The organism is Pseudomonas sp. NBRC 111127 (genome assembly GCF_001320345.1).
Lineage (GTDB): Bacteria > Pseudomonadota > Gammaproteobacteria > Pseudomonadales > Pseudomonadaceae > Aquipseudomonas > Aquipseudomonas juntendi.
The window spans coordinates 98747-108600 of record NZ_BCBD01000002.1; the positions used below are offsets into that span (position 1 = coordinate 98747).

Annotated in this window: 8 protein-coding genes; 2 read left to right on the top strand and 6 right to left on the bottom strand. The window is 66.7% G+C overall.

Annotated elements, in window-relative coordinates; all coding sequences use genetic code 11:
• Positions 1–50: 50 nt before the first annotated feature.
• From APH30_RS00940 to ptsP, 3 genes are read right to left on the bottom strand one after another with little or no spacing between them, the layout of a single operon-like run.
• Complete coding sequence (locus APH30_RS00940) at positions 51–1790, bottom strand: PTS fructose-like transporter subunit IIB (protein WP_009682710.1); 1740 nt, start codon at positions 1788–1790, stop codon at positions 51–53.
• The gene (pfkB, locus tag APH30_RS00945) at positions 1787–2734 is read right to left on the bottom strand and encodes a 1-phosphofructokinase (RefSeq protein WP_054911436.1); all 948 of its coding nucleotides are present in this window, start codon (positions 2732–2734) and stop codon (positions 1787–1789) included. Before pfkB ends, APH30_RS00940 begins: the two co-directional genes overlap by 4 nt.
• A complete protein-coding gene (gene ptsP / locus APH30_RS00950) occupies positions 2735–5587 on the bottom strand; it encodes a phosphoenolpyruvate--protein phosphotransferase (RefSeq protein WP_054911437.1) in 2853 nt (950 codons plus the stop codon).
• A 388-nt stretch (positions 5588–5975) separates the two neighbouring features.
• Here ptsP and cra point away from each other — a divergent pair, with 388 nt between their 5' ends.
• On the top strand, positions 5976–6971 hold the full coding sequence (cra, locus tag APH30_RS00955; protein ID WP_029886926.1) for a catabolite repressor/activator: 996 nt from the start codon (positions 5976–5978) through the stop codon (positions 6969–6971).
• Between the two features lie 2 nt (positions 6972–6973).
• Positions 6974–7750: a TatD family hydrolase gene (locus tag APH30_RS00960; protein ID WP_054911438.1), complete on the top strand. Its 777-nt coding sequence runs from the start codon at positions 6974–6976 to the stop codon at positions 7748–7750.
• 22 nt (positions 7751–7772) lie between these two features.
• Here the strand turns inward: APH30_RS00960 and ampE are convergent, their stop codons facing one another.
• The 3 genes from ampE to APH30_RS00975 form a co-directional block, all read right to left on the bottom strand.
• A complete protein-coding gene (gene ampE, locus APH30_RS00965; protein WP_054911439.1) occupies positions 7773–8603 on the bottom strand; it encodes a regulatory signaling modulator protein AmpE in 831 nt (276 codons plus the stop codon).
• The gene (gene ampD / locus APH30_RS00970; protein WP_054911440.1) at positions 8600–9172 is read right to left on the bottom strand and encodes a 1,6-anhydro-N-acetylmuramyl-L-alanine amidase AmpD; all 573 of its coding nucleotides are present in this window, start codon (positions 9170–9172) and stop codon (positions 8600–8602) included. Before ampD ends, ampE begins: the two co-directional genes overlap by 4 nt.
• 73 nt (positions 9173–9245) lie before the next feature.
• The coding region (locus APH30_RS00975) for a DUF1631 family protein (protein ID WP_156326351.1) at positions 9246–9854 on the bottom strand (609 nt) is incomplete at its 5' end.

The window sequence follows — 9854 nt, forward strand, 5'->3', positions numbered from 1 at the left end:
TGTAGGAGCGGGTTTACCCGCGAAGAGGCCAGTACTGCCTATACAAACCGCTAGCCTTTAACGGGCGCCACAGCCAGCTCTACCCGCTCACTCTTCTTGATCACGGCATAGACCACTGCCGTGAGCAAACTGCCCGCGACGATCGCCAACAGGTACAGCAGCGCGTGGTTGATCGCATTAGGGATCAGCAGCACGAACAAGCCGCCATGCGGGGCCATCAGCTTGCAGCCGAAGTACATCGACAATGCCCCGGTCAACGCACCACCGGCGACACTGGCCGGAATAACCCGCAGCGGGTCTTTGGCAGCAAACGGGATCGCCCCTTCCGAGATGAAGCACAGCCCCAACGCCAGGGCCGCCTTACCGGCCTCGCGCTCGCTTTGCGCGAACTTGCGCCGGGCGATGAAGGTGGCGATACCCAGGCCGATGGGCGGCACCATGCCCGCCGCCATGGTAGCGGCCATGGGGGCGTAGCTCGACGAGGCCAGCAGCCCCACCGAGAACGCATAGGCGGCCTTGTTGATCGGCCCGCCAAGGTCGACACACATCATGCCGCCCAGCAAAAGCCCCAGCAGAATGGCGTTGGTGGTGCCCATGCTGTCCAGGAAGCGGGTAAGGCCTTCCAGCATGGCTGCAACCGGCTGGCCGACCACGTAGATCATCACCAGGCCGGTGAACAGGCTCGCCAGCAACGGGATGATCAGGATCGGCTTGAGCGCCTCCAGGCTGCTGGGCAAACGAGCCCAGCGGGCGATGGCCTTGGCGCTGTAGCCCGCCAGGAAACCGGCCACGATACCGCCAATGAAGCCGGCACCCAGGGTGCTCGCCAGCAGGCCACCGATCATGCCCGGCGCCAACCCGGGGCGGTCGGCGATAGACCAGGCAATATAGCCCGCCAGCAGTGGCACCATCAGTTTGAAGGCCGCTTCGCCACCAATCTGCATCAGCGCCGCCGGCAAGGTGCCGGGCTCCTTGTAGGCCTCGATGCCGAACACGAATGACAGCGCGATCAGCAGGCCGCCCGCCACCACCATCGGCAGCATGAACGACACGCCAGTCAGCAGGTGCTTGTACACCCCGGTCTTTTCACCCTTGGCGGGCGCGGCCGCCGCGGCATCGGCGCTGTTTTCCACCTTGCCTTCGGCCAAGGCCTTGTCCAGCGTGGCCCGCGCCTGCTTGAGGGCGACCCCGGTACCACAGCGGTAAATACGTTTGCCGGCAAAGCGGGCGGTGGGCACCTCGATGTCGGCGGCCAGCAGCACCACATCGGCCTGGGCGATGGCTTCGGCAGACAACGGGTTGCGTGCGCCGACCGAGCCCTGGGTTTCCACGGTGAGCTGGTAGCCCACTTGTTGCGCTGCCTGCTGCAAAGCCTCCGCGGCCATGAAGGTGTGAGCCACACCGGTCGGGCAGGCTGTGACTGCAACAATCTTAACGCCGGCAGAACGCTCTTCCAGCGCCGGCTTGCCTGGCACATCCGTCAGCAAGCGGGCGTTGGCCGCCGCCTCATCGAGGAAACCTTCGCGGTCAGCCAGGGCCTGCGACGGCGTGCTCTGGAACAGGCGCTTGCCGACGAAGCGGGACAGGTCAACCGGGCCGGTGCTGACCACCAGCACCCAGTCGGCCTCGGCGATTTGCGTCGCGCTCAGTTGCCGCTCGGGGTGTTCGGCATCCTGCACCTCGACACTGGTGCTCCAACCGCGCCGCTGGGCTGCAGCAGACAGCAAGCGGGCACTCAGCAAACTCGACACCTGGCCATTAGGGCAGGCGGTGACAATGGCAATGTTCATCGGCAACCCTCTTGTTGTTCTGTCAGTTGCACGGCCGCCTGCAGCCGAGCCATTTGCTCGCGGTCGCAGATGCCGAAGCCAACCTGGGTGACGGCCTGGGCGGCGATGGCGGTGGCCCGGGACAAGGTCTGCGCGGGCGCTTCGCCCTGCAGCAGGCCATGCACCATGCCGGCGACCAGGGAATCCCCTGCCCCCACCGTGCTGGCGACCCGCACCGTGGGCGGGACTGCGTGCAGCACGCGGTCGCGCATGTACCAGCTGACCCCCTGCTCACCCGCCGATACCACCACGTGTTCGATGCCGCTGGCCAACAGGCGCTCGGCAGCGGCGCCTTGCTGCGCCTGGGTAACCACAGCCTCGCCGAGCACTTCGCCCAGCTCTTCGGTGTTGGGCTTGACCAGCCACGGCGCGCTTTGCAAACCGGCCCGCAAAGCTTCACCGCTGCTGTCCAGGGCCACCTTGAGGCCTTGGGCCCTGAGCTGTTCGAGCAATTGTTGGAACCACTCGGCGCTGACCCCACGCGGCAGGCTGCCGGCCACCACTACCGCATCGTGGCCTGGCGCGACCTGGGCCAGGCGGCTGAGCAAGGCATCGCGCGCCGCCTGGTCCACCTGCGGGCCTTGGCCGTTGATGTCGGTCACGCGGCCATCGGCTTCGACCAGCTTTATGTTGCTGCGGGTTTCACCCGCCACACGGACAAAGCAGTCGGCGAAGCCGCGGGTTTCGATCAGCGCCTCGAACGGTTGCAGGTTGTCACCCCCGAGGAAGCCGCCCACGGTTACGCTGTGCCCCAGGTCGGCCAGCACCTGGGCGACATTCAGCCCCTTGCCGGCGGCGTGGCTGTGCTGCGCCTGGCTGCGGTTGACTTGCCCTGGGCGCAAGGTGCCCAGGCCGATGGTGATATCCAGCGCCGGGTTCAGGGTAAGGGTGAGGATCTTGGCCATTCAGTAACGCTCCACCAGCGCGCGTACCGCTGCCGCGCTGTCCTGTTGCAGGGCCTCGCGCGCCAGGGCGCGGGCCGTCTGGTGATCGGCCTGGCGGACCAGGGCCTTGACTTCGGCAATGCTGCGCGCGGCGACGCTGAGTTCATCCACGTCCAGGCCCAGCAACACGGCGACCGCTTGCGGGTCGGCCGCCAGCTCACCGCACACACCTACCCATTTGCCATGGGCATGGGCGGCACGCACCGTCATGTCGATCAGGCTGAGCACCGCCGGGTGCAGGCCGTCGGCCTGGGCCGAGAGGCTCGGGTGGCCACGGTCGATGGCCAGGGTGTACTGCGTCAGGTCGTTGGTGCCGATGCTGAAAAAGTCCACTTCGCGGGCCAGCTGTGGCGCCAGCAGGGCTGCCGAGGGGACCTCGACCATGATGCCCAGTTGCAGGTCGGCGACCGGGATTTCGGCACGCAAACGCTCGACCATGGCCCGCGCCTCACGCCATTCGTGCACCTGGCCGACCATGGGGAACATGATACGCAGCGGCCGCTGGTCGGCGGCCCGCAGCAACGCGCGCAACTGGTCTTCCATGACGTGCGGGCGCTGCAGGGTCAAGCGCACGCCGCGCACGCCAAGGAACGGGTTTTCTTCGGCGGCAATCGGCCAGTACGGCAACGGTTTGTCACCGCCGACATCCAGGGTACGCACTACCAGCGGCCGCCCGTCCAGGCCATCGAGCACACGGCGGTACTCGGCCTCCTGGGTGGCCACGTCCGGCGCTTGAGGGTGCGCCATGAAAATCAGCTCGGTGCGCAGCAGGCCCACGCCCTCGGCACCTTGGTCCACCACCTTGGCGATGCCAGTGCTTTCGCCGATGTTGGCAAACACCTCGACTGCATGCCCATCACGGGTAACCGCGGGCTCGAAACGGCTGGCCCAGGCAGCCTGCAAACGCTGCTCGCGCTGGTCGCGCTCGGCCAGCGCGCGTTGCAGTTCATCGGCCGGCGGCGCCACGCTGACCGTACCGCGCTGGCCATCGAGCAGCAGCGGTGTACCGCTTTGCAGCAGCAGTATCGCGGCCCCTGCGCCAACCACCGCGGGGATACCCAGGGCCCGGGCGACGATGGCGCTGTGCGCGGTCGCGCCGCCCTGGGCGGTGACGATACCGGCCACCCGGCTCGGGTCCAGCCGGGCGACATCGGAGGGGCCCACTTCGGTCATGACCAGCACGTAGGGCTGCTCGGGTTCCACTTGCGCCTGCACCCCGCACAACTGCGCCAGCACGCGACGGCCCACGTCACGCAGGTCGGCGGCGCGCTCGGCCAGCAAGGCATCGTGCAAGGCCTCCTGCTGGCGGGCCGCGGCCTCGATCACCGCCATCCACGCGGCGGCGGCGCTCTCGCCTTGGGCCAGGCGCTGTTCGACATCGTCGGTCAGGGCGGGGTCGGCAAGCATCTCCTGGTGGGTGACGAAAATCTCGCCAATGGCTTTGTCGCTGCGCTGCACCAGCGCCTGCAGTTCACTGCTCACGACCGCCAGGGCGTCGCGCAGCTTCTGCCGCTCCTGCGTGCACGACTCGCCACGCAGGGGGTAGTCGAACTCGCGCTCGACACACACGTGCGCGGGGCCGCTGGCGATGCCTGGGGCGGCGCCCACGCCTTGAATGCGGCTCCCGGCCGGTGGCGCTTGTACCACCTCGGGCGCGGCCTCCGGTTCAGCGCTGGTGCCCTGTGGCAGCGGCTCGACTTCCTCGCCCAGGCCCTGCTCGATGGCGGCCAGCAGCGCTGGCAAGGCATCGGCGGCAACCGCGGGTTCGGCCAGCAATTCCAGCACCTGGCCACGGCGGGCGCCCAGGCTGAGCAGCTTGCTCAGGCTCTTCACCGACACCGCTGGCTGGGCGCTGTCGGCCAGGCGCACGCGGATGTCCCCTTCAAAGCCTTTGGCCAGTTGCGCCAGCACTTTGGCCGGGCGGGCATGCAGCCCATGCGGGTTGGCCAGCACCACGCGGGCGCAGGGCCAGTCTGGCGGCGCCTCGCCTCCCAGAACCTCCAGCACCGCACGGCTACTGGTGGCCTGGTAGAGCGTCTGCCCGCGGCCTTCGATCAGCACTTCGCACAGCCGCTCCAGCAAGGCCTGGTGGGCCGCGCCGAGGCTAGCCAGGCAAAACAGGCCATTGAGCGGCTGGTCACGGTAGCGCAGCGGCTGTTGCGGGGTGACGAAGGCCAGGCCTGGCTGGCGCACCTGGCGCTCGCTGTGCAGCCACCACAGGCCTTCGCCCAACGGCAGCGGCTCGGCCTGCTGCAGCACGGCGGCAAAACCGCTGTCGACGCAGTCGGCGCGCTGCAACAGCCGGGCCCCACGCCAGGCCAGCTCGTCGAAGTCTTCGGCCGGCAGGTTCAGGCCGACCAGTTGCGCATCCAGGGCCAGCGCTTGCGGCGCGCCTTGCAGCAGCTTGAGCAACGCCTCGGCGGAGCTGGCGCGGCGCAGCGCTTCGGCCAGGTCGGTTTCGCCCAGTGCACGGGTCAGCAGTTGCAGCAGGCGCAGGTGTTCATCGGAACGCGCAGCGATGCCGATGGCCAGGTAGACCATCTGCCCATCACCCCAGTCCACCCCTTCAGGGAACTGCAACAGGCGTACGCCGGTGGCATACACCAGGTCACGGGTTTGCGGCGTACCATGGGGAATGGCGATGCCCTGGCCAAGGAAGGTAGAGCCTTGCGCCTCACGGGCTTGCAGCCCTTGCAAGTACCCTTCGGCAACCAGGCCATCGGTAACCAGCCGGTCGGCCAGCAGGCGCAAGGCCTCAGCCTTGTCGGCTGCCGTCTGACCCATGGCTATCTGCTCCTTGGCGAGCTCGAGCATGACCTTCTCCTTATGCAGTTCCCGTTGGGGTACTGGAGTATTGTTGTGAAATTCACGTAACGGCCAGCGGCGGGCTGCAGGCCTCGAGCTGCGCGTTGCAAGCGAAAGCGGACAGTGCACCGACACGCTTTTTCTTATAGCTTGCAAGTTGAAATTTGCAGCTTGGGGCTGCCAGCCTAACGCTTGCAGCTTTCTCGGCCGAGGCAGAAAATCGGCAGCTGAAACGTTTAATCTGACCAGGCGGCCACGTTACTCGATAATCTGCCAAGGAAAAAGCCCCATCTTGTCGGACAATTGCGACAATAGTCGTCTGCGCGGATGGCCGGTAGGCGGTCAAACTAGCCGGCCCGGCCTGCCCGCCAGCCCCGGTAACAACAAGGAAAATTCGGTGAAACTCAGCGATATCGCCCGTCTGGCCGGTGTGTCCGTGACCACCGCCAGCTACGTCATCAATGGCAAGGCTGAACAGCAACGCATCAGCAGCAGCACGGTCGACAGGGTGCGCGCGGTGGTCGAGGCCCACGGCTTCACCCCCAACCCACAGGCTGCTGGCCTGCGCAGCCGGCATACCCGTACCCTGGGGTTCATTCTCCCGGATCTGGAGAACCCCAGCTACGCGCGCATTGCCAAACAACTGGAACAGGGCGCCCGCGCCCGCGGCTACCAGTTGCTGATCGCCAGCAGCGATGACCAACCCGAAAGCGAACGCCAGTTGCAGCAACTGTTCCGCGCCCGTCGTTGCGATGCGCTGTTCGTCGCCAGTTGCCTGCCAGCCGAAGATGACAGCTACCGCGAACTGCAGAACAAAGGCCTGCCGGTGATCGCCATCGACCGCCGCCTGAACCCTGCGCATTTCTGTTCGGTGATCAGCGACGACCGCGACGCCAGCCGCCAGCTGGCCGCCAGCCTGCTGCGCGCCGCGCCACGCAGCATTGCCTTGCTCGGCGCCCGCCCGGAGCTGTCGGTCAGCCAGGCCCGTGCAGGTGGTTTCGATGAAGCGCTGCAAGGCTATGCCGGTGACGTGCGCCGCTACCAGGGCGAAGCCTTCAGCCGGGCATGCGGCCAGCGCCTGATGCAGCAACTGATCGACGACCTGGGGGGCCTGCCCGATGCCCTGGTGACCACCTCGTATGTGCTGCTGCAAGGGGTATTCGACACACTGCAGGCGCGCCCCGCCGGCTCCCGGCAGCTGCAGTTGGGCACGTTTGGCGACAACCAGTTGCTGGACTTCCTGCCACTGCCGGTCAATGCCATGGCCCAGCAGCACGGCCTGATCGCCGCCACTGCGCTGGAACTGGCCCTGGCCGCCATCGAGGAAAAGCGCTACGAACCCGGCGTGCATGCCATAGGCCGTACGTTCAAACAACGTATCGCCGCAGGCTGAACATGCGCCTGATCGACACCCACACCCACTTGGACTTCCCCGACTTCGACGCCGACCGCGCGCGCCTGCTGGCCAACGCAGCGGCGCGCGGGGTGGAGCGAATGGTCGTGCTCGGGGTGTACCAGGCGAACTTCCAGCGGGTGTGGGCGCTGGCCGGCGCCGAACCAGGCCTGTACGCCGCGCTGGGCCTGCACCCGGTCTACCTGGAGCAGCATCGGCCCGAGCACCTGCAACAATTGCGCGAGTGGCTGGAGCGCCTGCGCGGTGACCCACGGCTGTGTGCAGTGGGCGAATTTGGCCTGGACTATTACCTCGAACACCTGGACAAGGCCCGCCAACAGACGTTGTTCGAAGCGCAACTGCAGATGGCGTGTGATTTCCAGCTGCCGGCGCTGTTGCACGTGCGCCGCAGCCATGCCCAGGTAATTGCCACGCTCAAGCGCTACAAACCGGCACGGGCGGGGGTGGTGCATGCCTTTGCCGGCAGTTATGAAGAGGCCCGCGAGTACATCAAGCTGGGCTTTCGGCTGGGGCTGGGCGGTGCAGCGACCTGGCCGCAGGCATTGCGGCTGCGCAAGACCCTGGCGCGCCTGCCGCTGGACAGCGTGGTGCTGGAGACCGATGCGCCAGACATGGCCCCGGCCATGTTCCCAGGGGTAAGAAACAGCCCGGAGCATTTGCCCGAGATAGCCGGTGCGCTGGCGCAAGTGATGGGTGTCGAGGCCGGCGAGCTGGCTGCAGCGAGTACCCGCAACGCGTGTGAGCTGTTCGGCTGGTAGCCGCGCTGCCGCCCGCCTGATTTCAGGCCAGCACCGTCCACAGCGCGAACGCGGCATACCACAACACCGCGCAGCGCAGCAGCAGCTCCCACAGGCTGTCCAGGCGCCCCAACCCACGCTGGCTGTCTTCATCGTCGGGAATGTCGTCGGCAACGCGCCCGACCCGGGCCACCAGGTGTGCGGCGCTGATGTGCCAGTTGAGCACCTCGTGCAGCATCACCCGCGTCACCGCCAGGAAATTACCCACCAAGGCAAAGCTCAACGCCAGCACGCGCACCGGCAGCCAGTCCATGATGTGCCGCAACTGCTCGGCGCGCGCCTTCAGCACCGCTTGCCCGCTGTGCCCAGCGCACAGCGCCAGTAACCGATACGCCAACGCTGCCCCCGGCCCCAGCACGAAATACCAGAAGATCACGGCGAAGAAGCCCTGGTACACCTGCCACAGCAAGTTGCCCTGCACCCGCACCAACAACGTGTGCGGCTCATCGGCCGCCAGGCCAAGGTCGCGCTCTGCCACGTGCAAGGCGGCCTGGTCATCGCCCCGGCGCCAGGCGTCACGGAACGGGCCAAGCGACGCCTTGGCGTCACCGCGGCCCAGGCTGTAGACCAACACCAGCAGATGCACCGGCAGCGCCAGCAGGCCATAGGCCACGGGCTCCAGTACGTGCAACAGCAAGACCAGCAGGGCGACCGGTGCCAGCACCAGAAGCGTCAGCGTCCACCACGGGTGAACCTTGCCGCTGCGTTCCAGGCGCACCAGCTCACCAAGGAAAAAACCGTCACGTTGCACCTGATGGCGCAGGGCCGAGAACTTCTCGACCCACAGCGCCAGCACCAACACCAGAAAACTCATGCCTTGTCCTCGTTGTGCTGCAGCGCTTCACGGTAGCGCGGCCAGTCGAATGCCGGGCCGGGGTCGGTCTTGCGCTGCGGGGCAATGTCGCTATGGCCCTGGATACGGCCCAGGTCGATGGCCGGCCAGGCACCGCAGATGTGCCGCGTAAGCTGTTCCAGCACGGTGTACTGGGCATCGGTATAGGGCAGGTCGTCAGTGCCTTCCAGCTCGATGCCGATGGAGAAGTCATTGCAGCCTTCGCGCCCGTCGAAACACGAAACACCTGCGTGCCAGGCGCGGTCGCACAGCGACACGAACTGGGTCACCGCGCCATCACGCTCGACGAACAGGTGGGCGGACACGGTCAGGTGGCTGATGCTGGCAAAGTACGGGTGTTCCTGGGGGTCCAGGCGGTTCTGGAAAAATTGCTGAACCTTGCCGGTACCAAAACACGCCGGCGGCAGGCTGATGTTGTGAATCACCAGCAGGGAAATCGCTTCGCCCTCCGGCCGAGCATTGAAGTTGGGCGAAGGGCAATGGGTGATTCCGTTTCCGTGGAACCAGCCAGTGGCACGGTCCAATTGCATGGGGCAGATCCTGAAAACGCCTTGAACAGGACAACAGTATGCCTTGCGGCTCACGCCCTGTGCAGGTGAATGATCACGGGCGCAGGCCGTCAAGTACGGCCTCCAGTGCACGCTCGAACAACAGCCCGTCCCCCAGCACCCGCACTTCGCCGCGCTGCAGTGCCCTGGCCAGGCTGGCGCTGCTCCACTCTCGCACTTTCAGGCCGGTGCGGTTGCTGAACACCAGCCTGTCGCTGTTCTCGACACGTGCTACCAGCTTGCAGCGCAGCGGTGGGTCTTCATCCAGCACCTGGACCCAGGTACCGACGCGCAGGCGCTGCGCCTGGCGCACTGCCGCAGCGTGCCCGCTGTCGCCCCCTGGCGGCGGGCAGCGTGGTTCTTCGGCACTTGCCAGGACAATCGCTTGCGTCACCCGCACCTGGTCCAAGGGTTGCCACTGGCCTCCCCCGCAGGCGCACAGGTGCAACCGCTCAAGCTGCTGGAAGAATGCGCGGGTCGTGAGCGAGTCCTGCGCCACGCTGGCCAAGCCGTCGCGCAACGCCTTGAGCAGGCCTGGCACCTGCTGCAACAGGGTTTGCGGCTCACGGCCCGGGGTAACGCTGAGCAGCAGGGTGTCCATGGTCTGCACGGCATCGCACCAGGCCCCGGAACCCTCGCCGTGCTTCAGCCAGGCCAGCAGCAG